At 72.1% G+C, this 24,424-nt stretch carries 20 protein-coding genes; 13 read left to right on the forward strand and 7 right to left on the reverse strand.

Annotation, left to right across the window (positions count from 1 at the left end):
- The first annotated feature begins 147 nt into the window (after positions 1-147).
- Both ACFYT4_RS09655 and ACFYT4_RS09660 read left to right on the forward strand, forming a co-directional pair.
- A complete protein-coding gene (locus ACFYT4_RS09655) occupies positions 148-459 on the forward strand; it encodes a hypothetical protein (RefSeq protein WP_389266975.1) in 312 nt (103 codons plus the stop codon).
- A gap of 492 nt (positions 460-951) precedes the next feature.
- Positions 952-1,578, forward strand: a complete 627-nt coding sequence (locus tag ACFYT4_RS09660; RefSeq protein ID WP_389266976.1) for an alpha-ketoglutarate-dependent dioxygenase AlkB — start codon at positions 952-954, stop codon at positions 1,576-1,578.
- Positions 1,579-1,619: 41 nt separating this feature from the next.
- On the opposite strand, the gene ACFYT4_RS09665 is transcribed toward ACFYT4_RS09660, so the two are convergent.
- From ACFYT4_RS09665 to ACFYT4_RS09675, 3 genes are all read right to left on the reverse strand, one after another.
- Positions 1,620-2,753: a methyltransferase domain-containing protein gene (locus tag ACFYT4_RS09665; protein WP_389266977.1), complete on the reverse strand. Its 1,134-nt coding sequence runs from the start codon at positions 2,751-2,753 to the stop codon at positions 1,620-1,622.
- A 288-nt stretch (positions 2,754-3,041) separates the two neighbouring features.
- Positions 3,042-3,260 carry a DUF397 domain-containing protein gene (locus ACFYT4_RS09670; RefSeq protein ID WP_389266978.1) on the reverse strand — a complete coding sequence of 73 codons (219 nt, stop codon included), beginning with the start codon at positions 3,258-3,260 and terminating at the stop codon, positions 3,042-3,044.
- A gap of 2 nt (positions 3,261-3,262) precedes the next feature.
- Positions 3,263-4,126 (reverse strand): helix-turn-helix domain-containing protein, encoded by an 864-nt coding sequence (locus ACFYT4_RS09675; RefSeq protein WP_389266979.1) that lies wholly within the window; start codon positions 4,124-4,126, stop codon positions 3,263-3,265.
- Between the two features lie 263 nt (positions 4,127-4,389).
- On the opposite strand from ACFYT4_RS09675, the gene ACFYT4_RS09680 reads away from it, so the two are divergent.
- The 3 genes from ACFYT4_RS09680 (at position 4,390) to ACFYT4_RS09690 (ending at position 6,072) form a co-directional block, all read left to right on the forward strand.
- On the forward strand, positions 4,390-4,824 hold the full coding sequence (locus tag ACFYT4_RS09680; protein WP_389266980.1) for an ATP-binding protein: 435 nt from the start codon (positions 4,390-4,392) through the stop codon (positions 4,822-4,824).
- Positions 4,824-5,330, forward strand: coding sequence for a hypothetical protein (locus ACFYT4_RS09685; RefSeq protein WP_389266981.1), 507 nt, complete (start codon positions 4,824-4,826; stop codon positions 5,328-5,330). The genes ACFYT4_RS09680 and ACFYT4_RS09685 overlap by 1 nt, the downstream gene beginning before the upstream one ends.
- Positions 5,331-5,463: 133 nt before the next feature.
- Positions 5,464-6,072 (forward strand): hypothetical protein, encoded by a 609-nt coding sequence (locus ACFYT4_RS09690; RefSeq protein WP_389266982.1) that lies wholly within the window; start codon positions 5,464-5,466, stop codon positions 6,070-6,072.
- Between the two features lie 93 nt (positions 6,073-6,165).
- On the opposite strand, the gene ACFYT4_RS09695 is transcribed toward ACFYT4_RS09690, so the two are convergent.
- Together ACFYT4_RS09695 and ACFYT4_RS09700 are read right to left on the reverse strand one after the other, a co-directional pair.
- Positions 6,166-7,014, reverse strand: coding sequence for an ABC transporter permease (locus tag ACFYT4_RS09695; RefSeq protein ID WP_389266983.1), 849 nt, complete (start codon positions 7,012-7,014; stop codon positions 6,166-6,168).
- Positions 7,011-7,928, reverse strand: a complete 918-nt coding sequence (locus tag ACFYT4_RS09700) for an ABC transporter ATP-binding protein (protein ID WP_389266984.1) — start codon at positions 7,926-7,928, stop codon at positions 7,011-7,013. Before ACFYT4_RS09700 ends, ACFYT4_RS09695 begins: the two co-directional genes overlap by 4 nt.
- A gap of 306 nt (positions 7,929-8,234) precedes the next feature.
- Between ACFYT4_RS09700 and ACFYT4_RS09705 the strand changes: the two genes are divergently transcribed.
- The 4 genes from ACFYT4_RS09705 to ACFYT4_RS09720 all read left to right on the forward strand — a co-directional run bounded on the left by ACFYT4_RS09705 (position 8,235) and on the right by ACFYT4_RS09720 (position 14,764).
- Complete coding sequence (locus ACFYT4_RS09705; RefSeq protein ID WP_389266985.1) at positions 8,235-9,203, forward strand: MarR family transcriptional regulator; 969 nt, start codon at positions 8,235-8,237, stop codon at positions 9,201-9,203.
- Positions 9,204-9,255: 52 nt separating this feature from the next.
- A complete protein-coding gene (locus ACFYT4_RS09710; protein ID WP_389266986.1) occupies positions 9,256-10,017 on the forward strand; it encodes a DUF6086 family protein in 762 nt (253 codons plus the stop codon).
- 95 nt (positions 10,018-10,112) lie between these two features.
- Positions 10,113-11,453 carry a DUF1775 domain-containing protein gene (locus ACFYT4_RS09715; protein WP_389266987.1) on the forward strand — a complete coding sequence of 447 codons (1,341 nt, stop codon included), beginning with the start codon at positions 10,113-10,115 and terminating at the stop codon, positions 11,451-11,453.
- A 290-nt stretch (positions 11,454-11,743) separates the two neighbouring features.
- On the forward strand, positions 11,744-14,764 hold the full coding sequence (locus tag ACFYT4_RS09720) for a WD40 repeat domain-containing protein (RefSeq protein ID WP_389266989.1): 3,021 nt from the start codon (positions 11,744-11,746) through the stop codon (positions 14,762-14,764).
- A 219-nt stretch (positions 14,765-14,983) separates the two neighbouring features.
- Here the strand turns inward: ACFYT4_RS09720 and ACFYT4_RS09725 are convergent, their stop codons facing one another.
- Both ACFYT4_RS09725 and ACFYT4_RS09730 read right to left on the reverse strand, forming a co-directional pair.
- Positions 14,984-17,674, reverse strand: coding sequence for a SpoIIE family protein phosphatase (locus tag ACFYT4_RS09725; RefSeq protein ID WP_389266991.1), 2,691 nt, complete (start codon positions 17,672-17,674; stop codon positions 14,984-14,986).
- Positions 17,675-17,861: 187 nt separating this feature from the next.
- Complete coding sequence (locus tag ACFYT4_RS09730; RefSeq protein WP_389266992.1) at positions 17,862-19,736, reverse strand: FAD-dependent oxidoreductase; 1,875 nt, start codon at positions 19,734-19,736, stop codon at positions 17,862-17,864.
- 242 nt (positions 19,737-19,978) lie between these two features.
- On the opposite strand from ACFYT4_RS09730, the gene ACFYT4_RS09735 reads away from it, so the two are divergent.
- Genes ACFYT4_RS09735 through ACFYT4_RS09750 form a run of 4 tightly spaced genes read left to right on the forward strand, consistent with a single transcriptional unit; the run spans position 19,979 to position 24,402 of the window.
- Positions 19,979-21,115, forward strand: a complete 1,137-nt coding sequence (locus ACFYT4_RS09735) for a SchA/CurD-like domain-containing protein (RefSeq protein ID WP_389266993.1) — start codon at positions 19,979-19,981, stop codon at positions 21,113-21,115.
- A gap of 58 nt (positions 21,116-21,173) precedes the next feature.
- On the forward strand, positions 21,174-21,602 hold the full coding sequence (locus tag ACFYT4_RS09740; RefSeq protein ID WP_389266994.1) for a cupin domain-containing protein: 429 nt from the start codon (positions 21,174-21,176) through the stop codon (positions 21,600-21,602).
- A complete protein-coding gene (locus tag ACFYT4_RS09745; protein ID WP_389266995.1) occupies positions 21,599-22,864 on the forward strand; it encodes a beta-ketoacyl-[acyl-carrier-protein] synthase family protein in 1,266 nt (421 codons plus the stop codon). The genes ACFYT4_RS09740 and ACFYT4_RS09745 overlap by 4 nt, the downstream gene beginning before the upstream one ends.
- Positions 22,864-24,402: a beta-ketoacyl synthase N-terminal-like domain-containing protein gene (locus ACFYT4_RS09750; RefSeq protein ID WP_389266997.1), complete on the forward strand. Its 1,539-nt coding sequence runs from the start codon at positions 22,864-22,866 to the stop codon at positions 24,400-24,402. Before ACFYT4_RS09745 ends, ACFYT4_RS09750 begins: the two co-directional genes overlap by 1 nt.
- The last annotated feature ends 22 nt before the right edge of the window (positions 24,403-24,424 follow it).

Consider the following 24,424-nt stretch of genomic DNA (forward strand, 5'->3'; position numbering starts at 1 on the left):
TGGCTCTCAGAAGGCAGCGCCCAGAACGTTCTTCTGATTCCACGGGGCATAGCCTAGAAGTGTGAATTCAAAAGCCCCACCGGCAAAATCCAGGGCCTACTTGCCTACTATCGGAGCATCGGCCGTCTCTAGAAAGGTCAGTGCAGGATGTCAGTTCGGCGCGAGGTCGAGGACCTGCTTGGCGCGGGACCACTCCCCTCAGAGGATGCTTCCGAAGAGGAAATCGCTGAGGCTCAGCAGCTTCTTGAAGTCATCAATGCGCCGGTCTCAGATGAAGAGGCGCAGGCGCTGGTGGCGTGCTTTGGTTCCGACGACTGTTACGGCCTTTCATGGACCTTGCTCCATCTGATCGAAACGGCATCAGGTGCTCAGAATGCGAGGTATTCACGGAACATGGAAAACCCGTGGGTTCAATTGCTTACCGCCCGTGTCGAAGCCGCGCGAATACAGCGGGAGTAGCGTGTAGTTGCCTCGGCGCCGTGACGCCGGTTCATCTGCCGTGGCGCAGTGGTAGCTCTTAGGGTCCCTTTGTGCTTTGAGGCAGTAGTTGACGACAATATCAGCGCACAAGGCCGGTGCAGGGTGGCGATTCATCTCAGTCGCCCTTGGTCGTCTCGGTGATCGCCGGACCAAGCCGTCGCCGTGGGCGTGGGCCTTCTTGCGCTTCGGCGGTCATCGAGGCGGCCTCTTCCGGGTGTAGAGCCCATGCGGGCGGGGGCGTGTAGCTGCCTGCGGGGCCGTCGAGACTGACGACGGCGTGGAAGTGGACCAGTCCGCCTGCTGTACTCGGCGACCTTGACGTACGAGACCCGGATGACCTTGTGCAGCAGGCGCTGTGGGATTCCGGCGGCGAGGGTGCGGCGCAGGCGGAGTACGAAGCGCGCCCACAGAGCATGGTGCTGACCGCGCGAGTCGCGAACGTCGGCGACCCGCCGTGGTTACTCTTCCCGCATGGCTGAGGGATCCGGACAACTGTCCTTCGACACGGACACGGACGCGGCGCACCTCGCGGTTCCGGGGCTGCGTTACGTCCCCGACTGGCTCGACCCCGCCGCCTGCCGGGAGCTGCTGTCGCACATCGACGGAGCGGAGTGGTCGACGGAGCTCAGGCGGCGGGTCCAGCACTACGGCCACCGGTACGACTACGGCCGACGCAGCGTCACCTCGGATTCCCGCACTCCGGACCCGGCCCCGCCGCTGCCACCGTGGGCGCTCGACCTGGCCGAACGCCTGGTCCGCGAGGGCCTCATGGAGCAGGCGGCCGATCAGGCCATCATCAACGAGTACCAACCCGGTCAGGGCATCAGCCCGCATGTCGACTGCGTCCCGTGCTTCGGTCCGGTCGTCGCCGCGATCTCCCTCGGCTCCGGCTGTGTCATGGACTTCACCCGCCCCGAGGACGGTACGAAGGCCGCAGTGAGTCTCGCTCCCGGCAGCCTGTGCGTGATGACGGGCCCGGCCCGGTACGAGCGGCGCCACGGCATCGCCGCCCGCAAGAGCGACCCGGGCCCGGTGGCCCGTATTCCCCGGGGCCGGCGGGTGTCGGTGACGTTCCGTACGGTCCTCGACCCTGCCTGACCTGTCGGCGCAGGCACACGTGGGGCGGACCGGCGCTGCTCTCAGAGTCCGGCAGAGGGCCAGCGCGGGCCCGATTCCGGATCGAGGGCCCAGGCGTACTGGTGGCCCGTCGACTCAACGGTCAGGCCGTAGTCGTACAGGTCCGGTTCTCCCGCGTCGAGCCACATGTCCCACGCCTGCTCCAGCTCGTTGGCCAGCCGGCGGGGGCCGCCTTGATGCGCCACGGTCGTGCCGTCGCTCTGCGCGGAGAGCGACGCCCATGACGAAGCGCCGTCATGAAACCAGGCGTTGAGCCCGTCCGCGTCGGCCGACGTGGTGATCCGCACATCCGGAAGTGCCACACGCAGGGCGAAGATCAGATGCCAGTCGTTCCGCAGGGGCGCCAGCTCCCGTCCCCAGGGCCGCAGGGAGTCGGACCGCCGGTCACCGCGCACCTCACCGAAGCTGTCAAAGCCTCGGCCCGCGCCGCGAGCGGGCATGAACTGCGCCAGGCCCTGCACCCAGCCGCTCGCCGAGCGGCCGTCCTCGGAGACGGTGAGCGCCACATGCCCGAGCCGACCCCAGGGTGTGACGATCCGGCCCCCGGGCCGCGTCTGCTCCACCCATGCCCAGGGGACGCGATCCACCGCATAGGTCGAGATCACCCGGTCGTACGGCGCGCCCGGCGACCACCCCGCGGTGCCGTCACCCACCTCCACCGCCACCTCGGCTGCCACCGCTTCCAGCCGCTTCCCGGCCGCCGAAGCCAACGCGGAGTCCACCTCCACGCTGGTCACCCGGCCCGGCCCGGCCCGGTACGCCAGGAGCGCGGCGTTCCAGCCGGTGCCCGCCCCCAGTTCCAGGGTTCGCTGTCCGGGCTCCAGCAGGAGCGAGTCGAGCATGTCCACCACCACGCCCTGACACGACAGGCTGGACGAGGCCCGGCCGTCGGTGACCTGGGTGACGGCGGCGGCGTCCGGATCGGCGTAGACCTCGTCCGCCCACCGGGAGGCGTCCACCGTACGATCCAGTGGGACATAGGCGTGGCCGTCCCAGCGCCACAGCCTGTCCGGCGCGAACAGATGCCGGGGCAGGGCGTCGACGGCTTCCCGGATCCACGGTGAACGGGCAGGCCAAGTGCCGTGCCGTTCCATCGCTTCCGCAAGTCGTCGACGCCGGTCGGTGAAGGAGCGCACCACTACTTCTTCTTGTGCTTGCCGGCGGAGGGCGGGGGAGTCGGCACCTGCCCGTCCGAGTTACCGGGAGGCGGCTTCCCCTTCGACAGGTCCTCCGGCGGCTTTTCGTGGTCGCCCATGCTCGTCCCCTTCTGGGCGGATTGGCCCGCCCCCATGGTTACGTGCAGTGAGGCATCGAGGATAGGCGGTATTCGGACGGTAGCGGCTGAGGCGACCTCCGCGCGTGTGCGGGGCATGCGCGGGGCGCGCCGGCTCGTTGGCCGGGCGGCGCGCCCCCCGCGCGGGGTTTCAGGTGGAGGTGGGTTCGCTCGCGAAGGCGATGAACCGGGTCCAGGCGTGGGTGGTGACGTGGAGGGCGGGGCCCTGTTTGTGCTTGGAGTCGCGTATGCCGATGTGGGGGGCGAGGTTCGCGACTTCGACGCAGGTTCCGCCGGCGTCGCTGCTGTACGAGGACTTTCTCCACGTGGGTTCGCCTGATATATCGAGTGTGTTCCGGTGAGTGCGCATGGCTAGATCTCCCTTGCGAGTTGGTGCAGGAATCCGGCAGTCGCCGAAGGGCCAAGGGCTTCGCTGCGCATAGCGTCGAACCTCTGGTTGTACTTCCAGACGTCAAGTTGCTTGTCGGTGACCGTGATTGTTTCCGCCACGTCCGACTGAACAATCGGGTCCACGCGAGCGTCGAAGTTCAGGATGAGGAAGTTGATGTCGGAGCGATAGGCCGCAACGCTCATAGGGAGAATCTGGACGGTCACATTGTCCAGGGCGCAAAGCCGTTCGATCTCTTCGTACTGGCCCTTCATGATCTCCGGGCCGCCGATCATCCGCCTCAGCGCCGCCTCGTCCAGAATGACGCGGAGTGCCAAGGGATTCTCCGCGCGGGTCAGCAACTCCTTGCGCTGCATTCGCAGACGCACGTTGTTCTCGACGAAGGCCGTGGTTGTCTCATTGACCGGCTTGGCGGTCATGAACTGAGCCCGGGCGTACGCCTCGGACTGAAGCAGTCCGAAGACGAGCATCGGATGCCAGCCCCGAATCTCCGATGCGTCGGCTTCCAGGCCCATGTACATCGGCATTCCGGACGGCATGATGTGCCGGAACGGAACCCACGGATTACGGCTCAGCGAGTCCCGTTGTAGGGACACCAGGAACTCGCGGTCGTCGATGTCCTCGATCCCGTAGCGATCGAGCAGCTTCTCCAGGTCTTCCACCTTGGGAAGGTTGTTGTGCCCGGTCTCGACCCGGCCGAGCTTGGTGTCACTGAAACCCAGCCCCGCCACCGCCTCCTGAATCGTCAGACCCACGCCTTCGCGCAGGCGTCGAAGCTCCTTGCCCAGTTCCCGTCGACGGTACGTCGGTCCCCTCCGTGCTGCCACCTGTCCGCCCTTCCTGATGCTCTGTTGGTCTGCGGCGTGTGCCTGTGTGCCGTCGTGGGCACCCAGTCACCCCTCTGGCGATCCATGCCGGTGCTGTGGCATGTGCCAATTTCTCCGTTGCTCCGGATTGAGTTGCAGGTTAACTCAACGATGCCTCACGGTAGTTGGGAACAGCCAAGCCGGACGGCGATGCACATACCCGGACCTACTGTCACCCGTAGGCCAGCCGCGCCCTGTCCGAAGAACCGTGGAGGGCCGGGCAGATGCCGATGACAGTCACGAGACCGGAAACCGAATCCGTCGCCGGGTTCGACGTGAGCCTCGGGCGGGACGGGAAGCAGGGGGAGCCGTTGACGGACGGGGACCGGTTGTGGCCCGCGCTCATGCGGCGGGTGGTGCGGGCGCATATGAGCCTGTGGGGGCTCGGTGCCCTGGCCGGCACCGCCGAGTTGCTGATGTCGGAGCTGGTCACCAACGCGCTGGAGCACGGTCACGGCACCGTGGGCGTACGGGTGTGGCGCACCGAGACGCAGTTGTGTGCCGAGGTGCTCAGCGCCGGCCCCAGGACGGCCCGCGTTCGGGAGGCCGGGCCGTACGACGAGAGCGGCAGGGGGCTTCAGCTGGTCGCCGCGCTCGCGGACGGGTGGGGCGTCAGCGCGGACGGAGTCTGGTGTGCGCTGGCCATCGGGGGCACGTGATGCACGCCCATGACCGCGGTGGATCCGCCGGACCGGTCGCCCCCGACATGGGGGAGCTGGCCGTCCTGGTACGGGCCCTGATGGGCGCCGACGCCCGGCGGGCGGTGGTCGTGCCGCTGGGGGGCGGGCTTTTCGACGTGGTCGTGAGCGCGGCCGGGGAGGCCGGGCACGCCGTCGCGGACGCGATCGACGTACGGCATCCGCAGGGGTGCGGGCCGGTGATCGCGGACCCGGAGCGGCCCTGGCTGTACTGGCTGGTGCCGCCCGGGACGACCGGGCGATGGGCGGAGCATCCGTACGCCGTGTGTGTCGGCGCTCCCGCCACGATCGCCCTGCCGCCGCTGGACCGGCGAGGCCCCGGCGCAGGCCCGTACTGGCTGCGGCCCTGCCGGAGCGGCTGCCTGGTCGGGCCGGTGACGCTCCGTCAAGCTCTCGAGGTGCACCGGCCGTTGCCCGCACCCCATCAGGCTGTGGGGCACCTCCTCCTGGGGCCCTGGGCCTCCTGAAGCCGGTCGCCCGGGTGCTGTCGGGACCCCCGCCGGCCCGCACCCGGGCGGCCTCCCCTCCCTCCCCTCCGTACCACCGTGAAAGGCCCCCGTGACACACCCCTGTCCCCAGCCGCCGGTCAGTGTTCCCTGGATGGCCGCCTGGTCCGGCGAGACCGTCATCGAGGCGTCCGTCGTCCGCCGTCCCGGGCGGCGCGGCGGGATCGCGTACGCCGAGGAACTGCCCACCGACCGGGGCGAGTCCGGTGCCCTGCTGCACCGGGGCCGCAGGCCCGCGCCCCACGGCGGACGCGGGCGCCCGCTGTTCGCCGGTGTGCATCCGAACCGGCAGCGCAGGGCGATGAAGATGCTGCTGTGCCATCTGTGCGGGCAGCCCGCGTCCCACACCCCCGAGCACGGGGTGCTGTGGCTCCTGGGCGGAGGGCCCGGGGGCCGCGAACCCGGGTGGCCGGAGGGAGCCGTCACCACGTATCCGCCCGTGTGCCTGCCCTGTGCGACGCAGGCGATCCGGCAGTGTCCCCATCTGTTCGCCCGGGGACACACCGCGATCCGGGTGCGCTACCCGCGTTCGTACGGCTATCACGGCCGCCTCTACACCCCGGACCTCACCCGGCCCGGGTCCCCGACGCTCCTGGTCGTCGAGGAGACCGTGGACGTGCCGTTCGACGACCCGCGGCTGCCGTGGCTGCTGGCCGCCCAGCTCGTCGTACGGCTCACGGGCTGCACCCCCGTCGAGCTGTGACGGCCCACCTGCGCACGGCCCACCTGCGCACGGGTCACGGCGCGTCGGCGGGCGGCCGACCGGTCGGCCGGAGGGGCCCCGCCGAGGACGCGTTCAGCCGACGCGGTGCAGGGCCTTCTCCCGGCGTTCGGCGACACTCGAACCCGACTCGCGGCGGGCCATCCGGCGCAGGACCACCGGGGCGACGAGCAGACCGAGCACCGCCCAGGCCCCCAGCACGCCGACGGTCTCCAGATGGCGCCAGGAGTCGCCGATCTCGACACCGACGGCGGACTCGGGGAGCAGGGCGGAGCGCATGCCGAGGCCCAGCCAGTAGATGGGGGAGACCTGGGCGATCCCTTGCAGCCACTCCGGGAGCGAGGTGAGCGGATAGAAGATGCCCGAGACCGCGATCAGACCCATGACCGGCAGCTGGATCAGGCCCTGGGCACGGGCGGTCGGGAACACCGAGCCCAGGACCGCGCCGATGGGCAGGGTCGCCAGCATCCCCAGGACCAGTACCCAGGCGAGGGTGGGCCAGGACCCCGGGCTGCCCGCGGAGAGACCGTCGATGAGGAGCAGTCCGGGAATCAGCAGGATCGCGAGGTCGGCGAGCAGCCCGCCACCGACCGAGACGACCTTGCCGGTGAGGTAGCCGAGCATGCCGTTCGGCGTGGCCTTGGCGCGCAGCAGGGTGCCGTCCTCGCGGTCGGCGGTGAGCACCTGGCTCATGCTGACCATGCCCATCGCGACGTTCATGCCGAGAGCGCTCGGCAGGACCAGGGTGCCGAGCAGGAAGCCGCTGGATCCGAACTCCCGGTCCCGCAGGAAGAAGAGGACGACCAGCAACAGCACCGGCCACAGGAAGTGGGAGAGCAGATCGGCGCCGTTGGTGAAGGACTGGCGCAGTTCGATCAGGCCGCGCGTCCACCCCGCGCGTACCGCCGCGGTCGTCGGATTCACCGGGCCGCCTCCTTCTGCGTCTTCCGTACGGGGGTCTCGCTCTCGCGGACCAGCGCCATGTAGGTGTCCTCCAGGGAGGCCCGGCGGACCTCCAGTTCGGCGATCTCCTCGCCGTAGCGGCCGAACAGCGCGCGCACGAAGGCGGTCGAGTCGGGCGTCGACTCGGTGAAGCGCCGGCCCTCCCGCGTCCAGCGCACCTCGTCCTCGCCCGCGATGCGCCGGGCCAGTTCGGCCGCCGAGCCGTCCGCGACGATCCGGCCGCCCGCCAGGATCATGATGCGGTCGGCGAGTTTGTCCGCCTCGTCCAGATCGTGGGTGGTCAGCAGGATCGTGGTCTCGTGGTCCTCCGCGAGACGGTGGACCAGTTCGTGGAACTCGTACCGCGCCTCCGGGTCGAAGCCCGCCGTGGGCTCGTCGAGGAACAGCAGCTCGGGGCGGCCGACGATTCCGATCGCCACGTCGAGCCTGCGCCGCTGCCCGCCCGACAGCGTTTTGATCTTCTTGTCCGCGTGCGGGGTCAGACCGACCGCCGCGACGAGTTCGTCGGTGTGCCACGGGCGGCGGATCGCGGCGGTGGAGTAGGGGGCGTAGTACGTGCCGAGGTGGGCGAGCAGTTCACGGACCCGCCACTTGCCGTGATCCCGCCAGGACTGGAGGACGACCCCCAGCCGGGCGCGCCACCGCTCGTCGCCGTGCGCGGGGTCCGTGCCGAGCACCTCGATCCGGCCCGCCGAGCGCATCCGGAAGCCCTCCAGGATCTCGATCGTGGTGGTCTTGCCCGCGCCGTTCGGTCCCAGCAGTGCCAGGACTTCACCCTGACGCGCCCGGAAGCTCACATCGTGCAGGACGTCGGCCGTGCCGTAACGCATCCGGAGCCCGTCGACTTCGAGTACGACGCCGTCGTTCGCCGTCATCCGTTCACCCCCGTGTGGTCGGTGGTCATATCTCTTTCAGGGCTACGAAAGCTACGTTGCCTTTCTGGATTCGTCAATCAATGAGGAAGGTATTTGCCCTATATAAAGCGGAAATTGAGGGGGAGAATTGCAATGAGTGTGACGGTGAATGCAAAGCTGGTTGTGGACCTTGTTGCAATGAGATGACGGTGAACGCATACTGGGGGCCGGTCGGCCGCGGCCGGCGGATTGCGGCGAGCGGGACCGGAGTGCGGGATCGGCGAGCGGTTCTTCCGGTGGGATCGACGAGCGAGAGGGCGGGCACCGATGCCGGGAGGCAGGCTGACGCACGACGACCGGCGGCGGATCGCGTCCGCGCTGTCCGAAGGGCTCGGATACGCCGAGATCGCCCGGCGGCTGGGCCGGCCGACGTCCACCGTCAGCCGGGAGGTCGCCCGCAACGGCGGGCCCGGGGAGTACGGCGCCGATCCCGCCCACCGGGCCACCGGCCGGCGCGCCCGCCGGGGCCGGACGGGCCCGCACCCGGTCGAGGCGGGCCGGGACGGGGGCCGAACGGACGGGCGTGAACCCGGCACGGTGGACGGATTCGCCGAGCAGTTCGCCACGACCATGGTCCACATCGGGCTTCCCCGGATGGCCGCCAGAGTGCTCGCCTGCCTCTTCATCACCGAATCCGGCAGCCTCACCGCCGCCGAGCTGGTCCGCCGCCTCCAGGTCAGCCCCGCGTCCGTGTCCAAGGCCATCGGCTATCTGGAAGAACTGGCACTGGTCCGCCGGGAACGGGAACCCGGGCGCCGGCGCGAGCGCTACGTGGTCGATGACGACCCCTGGGCCCGGGTGTGGACGGCCAGTGCCCGGTCGCACGCGACCCTCGCGGAGACCAGCAGCCAGGGAGCCGCGATCTTCCCCCCGGACAGGCCGGTCGGGGCCCGGCTGGCCCGGATGAGCCGGTTCTTCGGCACTCTCAGCGAGGACATGGCGGGCGGCTCCGGCGCCCCGGCCACCGAGGACGCGCTGACCGTGCTCGCCGCGCTGGTCCACGCGGGCGTCCCCCTGGGGGCGGACCGCCTGGCCGCCGCGCTCGGCTGGGCCCCGGACCGGGTGACCGCCGCGCTCGACGACGCGGAACGGCATCCCGGGATCGCCGACCCCGTGGCCCTCCACCGGGTCGCGCCCGGTCTCTTCACCGTCGTCGCCGGGCCCGAACGGCTCACGGCGGCCCAGCGCGAGGCCCTCGGCGGCGGAAACCTGTTGAAGCCGCACCGGACGTCGTGAGGATCACGGAGCCGGGGCCGCGACCGCCGTCCCGCGACGGGGGAGGGCCGCCATGAGCCAGTACTACGAACTCGGTGACACCACGCTCTGGAATCCGTCCAACGGCGCTTCCCGGCTGTTCATCCGTCAGGTGGAGGTCTTCGAGGCCGAGCTGGGGACGCCGTCCGGTATCCACCGGTCGGAGGCGGCCGACGAGTACCGCATCGACCCGGCCGGGTTCGAACTCTTCGTCAACGCCCTGGTGACCCGGCACCGCAGGACCTCCCACGGCGTCATCCTGGCCCTGTCGGCGGTTTCTAGGGGGTCGTCGCCACCGCGCTGGCGCTCGCGGAACGCGCGGGCATCGAGGTCTGCTGGACACCGCCGCCTCCGGCACCGGGCGAAGGGCTCGGGGACGTACAGGTCCCCGCTCATCCCGCGGCGCCCACGGGCGCCGACGACGACGCCTGGGCGGACCGGCTGCGCGGAAAGGCGCGGGAGATGGACCGGTTCATGGCCCGCTGACGGCGGAGCGCGGGGTTCCCGGCGGTCGCGGAGGCGGCCGAAGACTCCGTGGGCACCCACCACGAGGCACGCGTGGACCTCGGGACGCGCGCGGCGGCCGTCCCCGGGTCGCCGGGACCCTGGAGACCGGCGGGATCCGCCGGGGCCGTGGCACCTGCGGACGCGGCGGGCCGGGCGAGTCCCGCCGTGCGGGCGGGGCGTGTTCTGCCGTGCGGGCGGGGACGACGGACACGGGCCCTTCGGGGCCGGACCCGAGGTGCCGGACCGGCGGAGAAGCGGGAAGTCGCCCGCGTGGCGCTCCCCGTCGTGAATGATGGCCCCGGCATGACATGCACTCGGCAGCAATGGCCGTCACGGACAGACGTCTCACACGCTCGGTGGAGTGTGCGAGGGGTCCGGGCCGGTGTGTTCGCCGCGGCGAGCGCGGGCCCGGCCGTGGCCGGTCACCATGTGGCCTCGGGCGAGCCGGTCGCCTGGCGCGCCGGCGCACTGGCGCTGGGGCTCGCCTTCGCCGGGGCGCTGCCCTGGGTCCGGGGACCGCGACCGCTCGCCGCCGTCCTGGGCGGGGCGGTCGCCGTCCAGCTCGTCCTCCATCACCTGCTCGCCCGGTCCGGCACCGGCGGGCACACCGCGCACACCGCCGGCCAGGGGGGCGCTCCGAGCGCGGTCGTGATGCTCGGCGCCCACACCCTCGCGGCCGTCGGGGTCGCGGTCCTCCTCCACCGGGCGGAGCGCCGGTCCGGCGCGCTGCCGCAGCTCCTGGCGCGGATCGCCGCCACCGTCCGTACCGCGGTGGCCCGCCTGTCCGGCGCGTGGCCCGTGCAGCGCCGGCCCGGCGCCGCCCGCCCCCGGACCCGTTCGCGGGCGGGCGCGGGGAAGCGTCCGTACACCGTCCTCGCGCATGTCGTCGTACGCCGTGGTCCTCCGGGTCCCGGGCACGTTCCGCTGTTGCCCATGACCCGCCCGTCCCCAAGGAGAACCATGAGGAAGTCCCGCCGGACCCCGGCCGTCCGTCACACCGCGCTCGCCCTCGCCGCGGCCCTCGGCGCGGTCCTCGCCGCCGCCGGACCGGCCGCCGCGCACGCCGGGGTGACCGCGTCCGACGACCGCGCCCTGGCCAAGAACGTGACCCTGACCTTCACTTCGGAGGCGGAGTCGGAGACCGCGGGCATAGCGAAGCTCCAGATCGTGCTGCCCGAGGGGATCTCCCCGGGCGCGGTCAGCCTGAAGAAGGGGCCGCAGGGCTGGAAGTTCGCCCAGTCGCAGGGCGGTTACACCATCGCGGGCAAGCCGCTCGCGACCGGAACGGACGCCGTCCACAGCGTCACCGTGAAGCAGCTCCCCGACGCCAAGTCGCTGGTCTTCAAGATCGTCGAGACCTACGGGGACGGCGAGGTCGCCCGCTGGATCGAGCTGCCCGAGGGCGGCAAGAAGCTCGACAACCCGGCTCCCGTCCTCAAGCTGAAGGCCAAGTCGCCCGGCGCGAAGCCGGAACCTCTCGCCCCCGGCCCCGCCGCGAGCGGGCCCCCGGCGGGGACCCCGGCCCCGGGCCCGAGCCCCGTGGCGACCCCGGCCCCGGCTCCAGGCGCGGCCTCCGGGAGCCCGGCCACGGTCGTGGAGCAGGTGAGCCAGGGAGACGAGGGCGGTCTGAGCACCACGCTGATCGTGGCCGTCGTGGTGGTGGTCCTCGCGGCGGGGGCGGGAATCCTCTGGGCGCGGAAGCGGCGTGGAGGTTCGGTGTCCTGACCCCACGCGCGGGCGTCCGTCCGGCAGGGGGCGCCGCCGGTGCCCACGGTGTCTCCGGCGACGCCCGGCCCCCCGGGATCAGGGGGTTGTCGCCGGGCACGGCCGTCGGTTGTTCCCGCGAGCACCTCGCAGACGCACACCGGCGGGCGGCGGCCGATCCGTCCCTCCGGCGAGCTTTGTCGCGACGTGATACTCCGCGTGATGAGGGGGGTGTCGGTGCCCCGGGCTAAGGTCCCGGGGCCATGGAACTATCAGGCCGTACCGTTGTGTTGTTCGGACGATTTCGCACGATGCGCAGGAAGGACGCCGTCGAGCGTCTGAAGGCCCTCGGGGCCAAGATCGGGACCAGGGTCACGGAGCGTACGGATCTGATCGTTCTCGCGTACGGCGAGAGAGGGCCCGTCCCGCGCACCGACACGATGCTGCGCACCCCGTACCTCGACGAGGACGCGCTGGCCGGCATGCTGGAGCGGGCCGAAGGGGTTCCCGGGGAGACCGGGAAGGACCCGGACCCGCCGTTCCCGTCGGCCGGCGACATCGCCTCGGCGAAGGACGCCGAAGACCTGCGGGCCCTGCTGGAGGGGGCCGACTGGTCGGCGTTCGTCCCGGCGCGGGACGTGGTGCCGCTGCGGGAGCGCCTGGCCGGGCTGGAGACGGAGGCCGGGGTGACCGACGTCCACCGGACGGCCACCCGGCTGCTGCTGGAGCGGGTCGACGACGAGCAGTCCCCGATCCAGCTCCTGCACGGGGAGAGCCATGACGTGGAGATCGCCGGGCACGCGATGAGCCCGGACGGGCGCTGGCTGGTCACCGGGAGCTGGGTCGGCGACGACTGGGACGAGGGCGGGGTGTTCCAGGTATGGGAGGTCGCCACCGGGCGGTGCGTCGGGGCCATCCCGAAGGTGCTGGGCGGCGTCGGCTGGCCCGACTACCGCCGTACGATCCAGTGGTCCGCGGACTCCACCCGGTTCGCCGCCGCGTACTGCACCAACCAGATCGGTGTGTGGGACCCCTGGCGGTCCGCCGCCACGCCCCTGGCCTCCATCAGCGTGTCGGACGGCAACTCGCGGCCGTCGCCCTTCGCGCTCTCGCCGGACGGCCACCGCGTCTACACCCACTGCGGCACCAACGGCGACGGTGGGCTCCAGGGCTGCCTCGTCCCCGTCCTGCGGGGCGGCCTGGACTGGCTGCCCAACCACGTCGACGCGGACCACCCGTATCTGATGGCACGCGAGTTGTCCGACGAGGTGAGCGAGAAGTTCGGCCAGGACCGGGACGCGGACCCGGACGACCATCAGGTGGGGGAGTGGATCGAGGACCCCAGGTGGTCGGCGGACGGGACGCGGCTGTTCGGGAGCAACGGGCTGTGTGTGGACGCGGCGACGCGTGAGGTGGTCTGGTACGAGCCCGCGCGTTTCTCCCGGCCCAGCCCCGACGGGTCCCTGGTCGCGGCCGTGACCGACGAGGGAATGGTGGTCCGGGACGCGACGGACGGCTCCGTACTCCACGGCCCGTACGACCTGGGCGGCGGTGAGCCGTGGGCCCTGCGCTGGGCCCTGGGCCCCCGGCGGCTCGCGGTTCTGACGGGTCTGACGGACGGTACGGCTCACGCCGTGCACGTCCTCGACGACGGGCGGCTCGTCGGGAGCGTCGCCGTACCGCACAGCGCACGGCAGGACGACGACAAGTGGGCGGGTGACGTGGAGGCGTGGGCGTGGTCGCCGGACGGGGAGCGGGCCGCCTGCCTGACGGACGACAACACGCTGGAGGTGTGGTCCCTGGCCGATCCGGCCCGGCCCGAACGGCTGACCGCCGTGCCCTCCGAGGGCGCGGATGCCGTGCACTGGGGCGTGGACGACACCCTGGTGCTGGTGTCCGGCACCCGGGTCCGGTTCGTCCCGGCCGGGGGCGGCGCGGCGCTGGGCGACGTCACGCTCCTGCGTACTCCGTCCGGGCCCCGACCGGTGCCCGACGAGGAACTCAGCTTGTTCGGGCGCCAGATCTTCGTGCTGGACGCGGACACCTGGGCGATGACAGTGGACACCGAGACGGTCGTCGCGCCGCCGGGACGCGAGGAAGACCTCGATGCCGCCCTCGCCTGGTCGGTGGGCCGGCGGCACTCCTGGCCGCTGCGCTGGGGTGACGTGGAGGTGGTGCCGAACGCCCTGGCCGCCGCCGAGGACTCCCCGCACGGCTCGGTGGGCCGCTTCATGCTGGAGTTGTCACGCGAGGCCCTGGAGGAGCACCTCCGCCAGGCGGCGGCCGAGGAGTCCGCGGAGTGGCCGCCGCCCAGCACGGCTCCGGTGGAGGAGCTGTTCGAGGTCGCGCGGGACGCCGTGCGCGGACTCGACGCGGAACGCTGGGGGTTCGCCGTCGGGCCACGTCTGCGGGAGGCCGCGCGGCTGCGGGCCGGGCTGGCCGGCGGGGCGAGCGCCGCCCTCGAACTGGCCGAGGAGGCACCGTCGTTCCTGCACCGGATGGCCGCCCACGCCGATGTCGCCGTCGTCCTCGCCCGTACGGGAGACCAGGACGCGGCCCGTACCGCCTTCGCCCGGGCCGAGGAACTGCTCCCCGAGGTGGAGAGCCGTTCCGGCGACTGGCAGGAGGCACTGAACCCGGACGTGATGGCCGCGTTCGCCGCGGCCTGTGACGCGATGGGCGACCGGACGCGCGCGGACGCGTGGTTCCTGCGGGCCCGGGAGGCCATCAACGCCGAGCACAACCCGTGGCTGGATCACGCCGAGATCCTCCGCGCGGTCGTGGCGTGCGGACGGGAGGACGTGGCCCGCGACATCCTGGCGGACACCGGCCGGCACCCGTCCCACGGCTCCGAGCGGGAGGAGGTGCTGGTGGGGTTCGTCCGCCGGGGGTGGATCGACCTGGCCCGTGACTACCAGGCGCTGCCCGGCTGGAAGGTGCCGTACGAGGTGCTGGAGGCCCTCGCCGACGCCGGGCGGCCCGACCTGCTGAAGGGGTGGGGCGACCACAACTGGTCTATCGAGGAGGAGGTCCACGAGCGGGCCCGCCGGATCGCCGCCGAAGGGCTTCCGGTCCGGCCGCCGACCCCGACGGACGCGGACGTCGCCGGGCTCGCCGAGGCGTACGCCGAGATCCAGAAGACCGCCTTCAGCCGGCGCCGGCGTCCCACCGAGCTCCTGGCGGTCCGGGCCGCCGCCTGCGGACATCTGTCGGCCGCCGTCGACCTGCTGCGCAGGATCCCGAAGACCGACGACTTCAACGACCGCCCGTCGGCGGCGTTCCAAGCGCTGCGGCTCGCCCTCACCGGCAGCCGCGTGGAGGGCGTGGGCTGACACGGCCCGGGTGGTCGGGGGCCCGGCGCCGTTTTCCGTCTGACGGGGGAGCGGACCGGGCCCTCCGCCGAGGTCCGGGGGCCCTGGAGGCGGCGGGCCGTACCGCCGTGCTCTCTTCGGGGCGTTCCGCGTCTCGCCGGCGTTCGGGGCCCGGGTTCCGGGGCCGAGCCCCGGCGGGTGGCGCGGCCCGGTACGGGTGCCGGACACCCCGGCACCCCGTCAGAACTCCATCGGCGGCGACACCCCGGCCAGCGGCTGCTCCGTCCAGATCACCTTGCCGTCCGGTGTGTAGCGCGTACCCCACCGTTCCGCGAACTGGGCCACCAGGAACAGGCCCCGGCCGCCCTCGTCCGTGATCGCCGCCTGGCGAAGATGGGGCGATGTGCTGCTGTGGTCGGAGACCTCGCAGATCAGCGTGCGGTCGCGGATGAGACGTACCCGGATGGGACCGATGGCGTACCGGATCGCGTTGGTCACCAGCTCGCTGAGGATCAGTTCGGTCGTGAACGCCTCGTCCTCAAGGTCCCACTCCTTCAGCTTGTGGGCCACGGACGACCGTACCTCGCCCACCGCCGACGGATCGGACGGCACCGTCCACTCGGCGACCTGCGCGGAGCCGAGGACCCGGGTACGGCCGACGAGGAGCGCGATGTCGTCGCGGGGGTTCTGCGGGAGCAGGGCGTGCAGCACCGCCTCGCACGTCTCCTCGGGGGAGCGCTCGGGGTGGCCGGAAAGGGTGTCCCGCAGCAGGGTCAGACCCTCGTCGATGTCCCGGTCCCGGTCCTCGACCAGACCGTCCGTGTACAGCACCAGACTGCTGTCCTCGGGGAGCCGCAGCTCCAGGGTCTCGAAGGGCAGCCCGCCGAGGCCCAGCGGCGGGCCGCCGGGGACGTCCGCGAAGGCCGCCGTGCCGTCGGGGCCGACCACCAGGGGCTGGAGGTGCCCGGCACGGGCCATGGTGCAGACACCGGTTGCCGGATCGTAGATCGCGTACAGGCAGGTCGCCCCGGTGACCCCGGCGCCCTCCCCGGACTCGTCCTGGTCGAGCCGGGCCACCAGTTCGTCCAGATGCCACAGCAGCTCGTCGGGCGGCAGATCCAGGGTGGAGAAGTTGTGCACGGCCGTGCGCAGCCGGCCCATGGTCGCCGCCGCGTGCAGACCGTGGCCCACGACATCGCCGACGACCAGCGCCACCCGCGCGCCCGGCAGCGGGATGATGTCGAACCAGTCGCCGCCGACACCGCCGAGCCCGCCCAGCCCCGCCTGCGCGGGACGGTAGCGGTGGGCGACCTCCAGCGCCGTCTGCTCCGGCAGACCGCGCGGCAGCAGACTGCGCTGGAGCGTGACGGCCATGGTGTGCTCCCGCGAGTAGCGGCGGGCGTTGTCGACACTGACCGCCGCGCGGGCGACCAGCTCCTCCGCAAGGGAACGATCCTCCTCCTCGAACGGCTCAGGCTGCTCCGAACGCCAGAACATCGCCACGCCCAGAATCGCCCCGCGCGCCCGCAGCGGCACCGCGATCATCGAGTGGAACCCGGCTTCGATGAGCTTGCGGGACCGGGCGGGGGCCTGCTGCTCCCAGCCGTTGTACAGGCCGAGGTTCTGCTCCAGGATCGCCTCGCCCTTGCTGAGGCCCGCCCCCATCCGGGTGGTCGGCAGAAACCGGATCGTCGTGCCCAGCCGGAACAGGGCGGTGTCGTCCCGCAGGCCGGAGTAGGCCGTACGGCGCATGTCGGCGCCCGCGCCCGTCGACGTCGGCTCCTCCCCGCGCAGTACCGCCTCCACCAGATCGACGGTCGCGTAGTCGGCGAACCGGCCGATGGCGAACTCGGCCAGCTCCTCGCAGGTGCGCACCACGTCCAGCGTGGTGCCGATCTCCGTACCGGCGTCGTACAGCAGCTTCAGCCGGCCCCGGGCCACATCCGCCCGGCCGCTGAGCGCCTGGAGTTCCGTGGTGTCCCGGAAGGTGGCCACCGTGCCGGGCGGGCCGCCGTCCTGGTCGGTCGAGCGCTGGTTGACGGCCAGGAGCCGCTTGCCGACCCGGTACACCTCGTCGCTGGCGATCCGGCCCGACGACAGCAGCCGGGCGGTGAGCGGGTCGAGACCCAGCTCGTCGACCGGACGGCCCTCCACCTCGGGGGGCAGGCCGAGCAGGCGCCGCGCCTCGTCGTTGGCGAGCAGCAGCCGCCCGTCACCGCCGACGATCAGCACACCCTCGCGTACGGCGTGCAGCACCGCGTCGTGGTGCTCGTACATCCGGGTCATCTCTTCGGGCCCCAGGCCGTGCGTCTGCCGCCGCAGCCTGCGGGTGACCAGCGCGGTGCCGACCGTGGCGAGCAGCAGCACGCCGCCGGCGACGCCGAGGAGCAGCGGGAACTGTTCCTCCACGACCCCGCTGACGTTCGCCAGGGTGACGCCGGCGGAGACCGCGCCGATGATCCGGCCGTCGGCGGCGCGCACCGGCACCACCGCCTGGACGAGCGGGCCGAGCGTGCCCACGATCCGCTCGGTGACGACCTTCCCCTGGAGCGCGGGCTGGAGGTCCCCGACGAACGGTTTGCCGATCCGGTTGGGCTTGGGGTGGGTGTAGCGGATCCCCTCGGTGTCGACGACGACGATGAAGTCGACGTGCGAGAGCCTGCGGGCGATCTCCGCGCGCGGCTGGAGGACGGCGGTCGGATCGGGGCTCTGGAGCGCCGCCGCCGTGCCGGGGGCACTGGCGAACGTCTCGGCCACGGAGACCGAACGGTGGACCGCCTCGCGCTCGCTGTCCGAGCGGGACTGGAGCACGAGAGCGATCATGCCCGCGGCGACGAGCAGCACCACGATCGCCACCTGGAGCAGAAAGACCTGACCCGCGACACTGCGCATCTGCAGGAAGGAGCGCGGGCGACCGTAGCGTGCGGCCATGTCCTCTTTCTACACCTCCCGCCATACGTGGGCTATCCGCGCACGGTAGAGCCCGGAAGCCGCACGCGCGGCCCGTTCTCCGTCACTGCCGGCGTGATGTTCACCGCGCGCGCCGGTCCGGTCTGTCTGCCCCGTGGGAGAGGAGTCAACTCCTGTGGAATTCGGCCATTGGTGTTCGGAGGGTGGCTCAGACCGGCGCGGCGTCCCCGCGACCTGCCACCTCCGGCTCCCTGTCCACAAGCTGAGCATCCTCGCCCAAGGGCTGGGACGCCACCAGGGAGACCGGCTCCACGGCGGGCGGCCGGGGCTGCCCGGCCGACAGCTGAGATCCCTCGGTCAGCAGTTGAGACTCCTCGGTCAGCATCCGGGCCTCCTGCTCCGGCGTACGGGTGTCCAGGCTCAGCACCAGCGTCAGCGCCTCCGCCACCGCCGCCTCCGGCGCGGGCACCGGTCCCGGCGAGCGCCAGGCCACGAACCCGTCCGGGCGCACCATCAGCACGCCACCGGACTCCAGCCCGTGCGCCGCGGCCCAGTCGGCACCCTCCTCCGGCACCAGATCGGCTCCCGGGCCCCGGCCGATCTCGTACACCTCGACCGGTACGGAGAGCCGGGCCGCCGCGTGCCGGACGATGTTCCGCCAGACGGCTCCCTCGCCGCAGAGCACGACGACGGACCGCTCGTACAGATCCAGCGTCGAGATCCGCTCGCCCGCCCGGGTCACCCACATGTGCGGTGCGCGCGTGCCCGGTTCGGCCGTCAGCCGCAGCTCCTGCGGTACGACGGGACGCTCCGGGTCGGCGCCGGCGACCGCGCCGCGCGGATAGCCGTACCCCATCGCCACCGTCAGGACCGCGCCCCGGCGGGCGCCCGGATTGGCCGGCGGGGCGTAGCCGGGGTGAGCGTGCTCCGCCGAACGGGCCGACGCCCGCTCACCCGTCGCACGCGCCACCGGAAGCCGCTCCTCGCCATAGGTCTCCAGCAGACCGGGACCGGCCCAGCCCTGGAGCACCGCCGCCAGCTTCCACGCCAGATTGTGGGCGTCCTGGATACCGGTGTTGGAGCCGAACGCGCCCGTCGGGGACATCTCGTGGGCCGAGTCGCCCGCGAGGAACACCCGGCCGGCGGAGTACGCCTTCGCCACCCGCTCCGCCGCGTGCCACGGCGCCCGGCCCGTGATCTCCACATCGAGATCCGGCACCCCGACGGCCCGCCGGATGTGCTCACGGCAGCGGTCGTCCGTGAAGTCCTCCAGCGGCTCGCCGTGCTCAGGGTGCCAGGGCGCGTGGAAGACCCACCGCTCCTTGTTGTCCACGGGCAGCAGGGCGCCGTCCGCGTCCGGCCGGGTGAGATAGCAGACGATGAACCGCCGGTCCCCGACCACATCGGCGAGCCGATGGGACGTGAACGTGATGCTCACATTGTGGAACAGCTCGCCATGACCGCTCTGGCCGATACCGAGGCGCTCCCGCACGGGGCTGCGCGGGCCGTCGGCGGCGACCAGATAGTCCGCGCGTACGGGGAAGCGCTCACCGGTCACCCGGTTCTCCACCAGTGCGGTGACACCGGCGGAGTCCTGCTCGAAGGAGAGCAGCTCGTGCGAGAAGCGCAGATCGCCGCCGTACCGGCGCGCATGCGCCTCCAGCACCGGCTCGATGTCGTTCTGGCTGCACAGACACCAGCCGCTGGGACTCAGCCGGGCGTGGTCGCCGCCCGGATCGATTTTCCGGAACAGCCACTGCTCGTCGTCCCCGGTCAGTGAACTCGCCTGCAGAATCCCGTGGTTGCCGGCCAGGACGGCCGATGCCTCACGGATCTCCCGTTCCACCCCGGCGACCCGGAACACCTCCATCGTGCGGAGGTTCATCCCCCGGCCCCGGGGGTGGGCGGAGGTGCCCGCGTGCTTCTCGACGAGCAGGTGCGGAACGCCATGGCGGCTCAGGAACAACGAGGTCGACAGGCCCACGAGGGACCCGCCCGCGACGAGGACCGGTACGCGGTGGGGTAGGGAGTCGGTGAACGGTGCGGTTGCCGCGTCTGCGGCGCTCTTCAGGGGCTGTTGCATGGGTTCTCTGTGCCCGGTGCCACAGCGGTTCCCCCGCCCATTCACCCGCATGGTGCCCATCTCTCGCGCCACCCGTGGTAGCGGATCACGATCGGATCACGGGAGCGCCCCGGCCATGAGGGGCGATCGTGCGCATCCGCGGGGCGCTGAACCACGCCACGGGAGCGAACCCATGTTGATGACCGACTTGCGTTGGGCCGTGTCCATGACGGCGGCGCGGTCGCGAAGGAGTGTGAACACGGATGACAACCCTGTCGGAACGCATATCGCAATCGGCCTTCGACGGCTCCAGACTCCGGGTCGTGCTGCTTCTGGACCTCTTCGACGGGGCCCAGAAGCAGTTCCTGGAGGCGTACGAGCACATGCGCAACAGTGTGGCCTCGGTCCCCGGCCACATCAGCGACCAGCTCTGCCAGTCGATCGAGAACCCGTCGCAGTGGCTCATCACCAGCGAATGGGAGAGCGCACCGCCCTTCCTCGCCTGGGTCAACAGCGAGGCGCACGTGGAGACGGTCCAGCCGCTCCACAGCTGCGTCAAGGACACCCGGTCGCTGCGGTTCAGCGTGCTGCGCGAGACGGGCCAGGCGTTCAGCGTCTCGCCCGAGCAGCAGGTCAGGACCGGGCTCCAGCCGGTGCCGCGCGTCGGGGACGGAGTCGTACGCCACGCCCTCACCTTCACCGTCAAGCCGGGCAGCGAGAAGGCCGTCGCGAAGATCCTCGCCGGATACACCTCGCCGGCGGCCCGCGTCGACGACAGCACCCGGCTCCGGCGGACCTCGCTCTTCATGCACGGCAACCGCGTCGTGCGGGCGATCGAGGTGCAGGGCGACCTGATGGCCGCGCTGCGGCACGTCTCACGGCAGCCCGAGGTACGGGCCGTGGAAGAGGCCATCAACCCCTATCTGGAGCAGGACCGGGACCTGGACGACCCCAACTCCGCCCGGCTCTTCTTCACCCGCGCCGCGCTTCCCGCGGTGCACCACGTGTCGTCGGAAGGCCCGACGCCCGGCGAGGTGAACCGGCACGCCCTGTTCTACCGGGCCAAGGAGGACTGCGGTCTCGCCGTCGCCCGGATGCTCGCCCAGCAGGACGAGGCCGCGGCGGAGAACCGCAGCCCGATCGTGAGCAGCACCGTCTTCCAGCGGGACGACATCGTTGTCCGGCTGATCGACGTCACCGGTCCGCTCGACGACCGCCCCGTGCTCGCGCTCGGCATCCAGGGCCCCCGCAAGGCCGCCACCCTCGCCAGGCTGCTCGTCGACGGCGACGAACTGCCGGACGTGCCTCAGGCCCGGGAGGGCGACGCGCGGATCAAGCGCTACGTCACCCGCGCCGACATGCAACTCGTCACCGACCGCTACGCACCACCCGAGTCCTGACCCGCACGCGCTCTCGTACCCGCGTCAGGTACGGGACCCGCAGATGGAGGAATCCAGCATGACCACGCACACTCCACGCATCGTGGACCTCAGCGAGACCCAGCCCAACACCCGGCGCGGCGGCGACCTGCGCGCCATGCTCACCCCGACGGCGGTGGGCGCCACCACCGGCTTCATGGGCCTCGCCATCGTGCAGCCCGGAGAACGGATCGGCGAGCACTACCACCCGTACTCCGAGGAGTTCGTGTACGTGGTGAGCGGACTGCTGGAGGTGGACCTCGACGGCGAGACGCGCAAGATGCGTCCCGACCAGGGTCTGCTGATCCCGGTGAACATGCGGCACCGGTTCCGCAACGTCGGCAACGTCGAGGCCCGTATGGTCTTCCATCTCGGTCCGCTCGCGCCCCGCCCCGAACTCGGCCACGTCGACACGGAGGAGACGGACGCGCAGGGCAGCCCCCCGGAACGGACTGGGGCCGTTTCGTGAGGCGGCGGGTGGCGGTCACCGGGGTCGGCATCGTCGCCCCCGGCGGCGTCGGCGCCCCGGCGTTCTGGGACCTCCTGGAGAACGGCCGGACGGCGACGCGGGGCATCACGCTCTTCGATCCCGCGGGCTTCCGCTCCCGGATCGCCGCCGAGGTCGACTTCGACCCGGCGGAGCACGGCCTCGACGCGGAGCAGGTGGCGCGCTCGGACCGGTACATCCAGTTCGCGCTGGTCGCCGCCCGGGAGGCAATACGGGACGCGGGGCTCGACCCCGCCCGGGAGGACCCGTGGCGCGTCGGGGTGTCCCTGGGCACCGCCGTCGGAGGCACCACACGGCTGGAGCACGACTACGTCGCCGTCTCCTCGTCCGGCGACCGCTGGGCCGTGGACCACCGCCCGGCGGGACCCCATCTCCACCGCGCCTTCTCGCCCAGCACCCTCGCCTCCGCGGTCGCCGAACAGGTGGGCGCCCGCGGCCCGGTGCAGACCGTCTCCACGGGCTGCACCTCCGGGCTCGACGCCGTCGGATACGCCTTCCACGCCATCGAGGAGGGCCGGGCCGACGTCTGTGTCGCCGGGGCGTCGGACTCGCCGATATCGCCGATCACCGTGGCCTGTTTCGACGCCATCAAGGCGACCTCGCCCAACAACGACGACCCGGAGCACGCCTCCCGGCCGTTCGACGCCGACCGGGACGGGTTCGTCATGGGCGAGGGCGGGGCGGTCCTCGTCCTGGAGGAGCTGGAACACGCACGCGCCCGGGGCGCCACCGTGTACTGCGAGATCAGCGGCTACGCCACCTTCGGCAACGCCTACCACATGACCGGGCTCACGCCCGAGGGACTGGAGATGGCCCGCGCCATCGACACCGCCCTCGGCCACGCCCGGATCGACAGCACCGCGATCGACTACGTCAACGCGCACGGCTCGGGCACCAAGCAGAACGACCGGCACGAGACCGCCGCGGTGAAGAGATCCCTGGGCGACCACGCTTTCAAGACGCCCATGAGTTCCATCAAATCCATGGTGGGGCACTCGCTCGGCGCGATCGGCGCGATCGAACTCGTCGCCTGCGTCCTGGCGATGGACCGTCAGGTGGTGCCCCCGACGGCCAACTACGAGACCCCCGACCCCGAGTGCGACCTGGACTACGTCCCGCGTACGGCTCGGCCGCGGAAGCTGCGCAATGTGCTCTCCGTCGGCAGCGGGTTCGGCGGATTCCAGTCCGCGGTCGTCATGACCCGGCCCAGTGGGAGGACATGATGGGCAGCTCCCGTCAGGAACCGTCCGGCAGACCCGGCAAGAACACCCCCTCCGGCGCGAAGACCTCCGCCGGCAGGGGCGGCACGTCCCGCAAGGGCCCCGGCCCCGGGACGAACACCCGCACCGGCAAGGGCGCCGGCCCCGCGAAGGGCGGCGTCCCCGGCGGGAAAGCCGGCACCCGGAAGGCGGCCGCACGCCCCGCCGAAGCCCGCGGCACCGGCGGAAGGGCCGCCGGCGGGGGACACGCCTCCCTCGGCCGGGCCGCGCGCTCCGGGACCCCCGGACGCCGTGCGGCAACCGGCGGCGCGGCCCGCCGTACCGTCATCACCGGGATCGGCGTCGTCGCCCCCAACGGCATCGGTGCCGACGCCTTCTGGAAGTCGACACAGGAGGGCATCAGCGTTCTCGACCGGGTCTCCCGGGAGGGCTGCGAACACCTGCCGCTCCGCGTCGGCGGGGAGGTGCGCGACCTCGATCCCGGCACGGTCGTCGAGGAGCGCTTCCTCGTCCAGACCGACCGGTTCACCCACTTCGCCATGGCCGCGGCCGACCTCGCCCTCGCCGACGCCCGCCTCGGCCGGGGCGACTACGAGGACTCGCCCTTCGGCGTGGGGGTCGTGACCGCCGCCGGATCGGGCGGCGGCGAGTTCGGCCAGCGCGAACTCCAGCAGCTGTGGGGCCGCGGCTCCCGCTTCGTCGGCCCGTACCAGTCCATCGCCTGGTTCTACGCGGCCAGCACCGGACAGATCTCCATCCGGGGCGGCTTCAAGGGCCCCTGCGGGGTGGTGTGCAGCGACGAGGCCGGCGGGCTGGACGCCTTCGCCCACGCGGCCGGGGCCATCGCCCGCGGGACCGACGCGGTCGTCGTCGGCTCCGCGGAGGCGCCTCTCGCGCCCTACTCGGTCGTCTGCCAGCTCGGCTACGAGGACCTGAGCACCTGCGACGACCCGGCCCGCGCCTACCGGCCCTTCACCTCGGAGGCGTGCGGCTTCGTACCCGCCGAGGGCGGCGCGATGCTCGTGGCCGAGGAGGAGTCCGCGGCGCTGCGGCGCGGGGTACGCCCCCGGGCGTACGTGGCCGGGCACGCCGCCACCTTTACCGGTCCTTCCCGGTGGCCCGAGTCCCGGGAAGGACTGGCCAGGTCGATCCGGGGCGCGCTGGAGGGCGCCGGATGCGCGCCCCAGGACATCGACGTGGTCTTCGCCGACGCCCTCGGCGTACCGGAGGCCGACCGCGCGGAGGCGCTGGCCATCACCGACGCCCTCGGCGCACACGGCAGGCGGGTGCCGGTCACGGCCCCCAAGACCGGCATCGGCCGCGCGTACTGCGGTGGACCCGTGCTCGATGTGGCCGCGGCGGTCATGGCCATGGAGCACGGCCTCGTACCGCCGACCCCGAATGTGTTCGACGTCTGCCACGACATCGACGTCGTGACCGGCCGGGCCCGCCGCATACCGCTGCGCACGGCGCTGGTGCTCAGCCGCGGGCTCATGGGGTCGAACGCCGCGCTGGTGCTGCGCAGTGCGGCCCCCGCGTGACCCGGCCGACCGGCCGGCCCGC

The sequence above is a fragment of the Streptomyces sp. NPDC004609 genome (assembly GCF_042873655.1).
GTDB lineage: Bacteria > Actinomycetota > Actinomycetes > Streptomycetales > Streptomycetaceae > Streptomyces.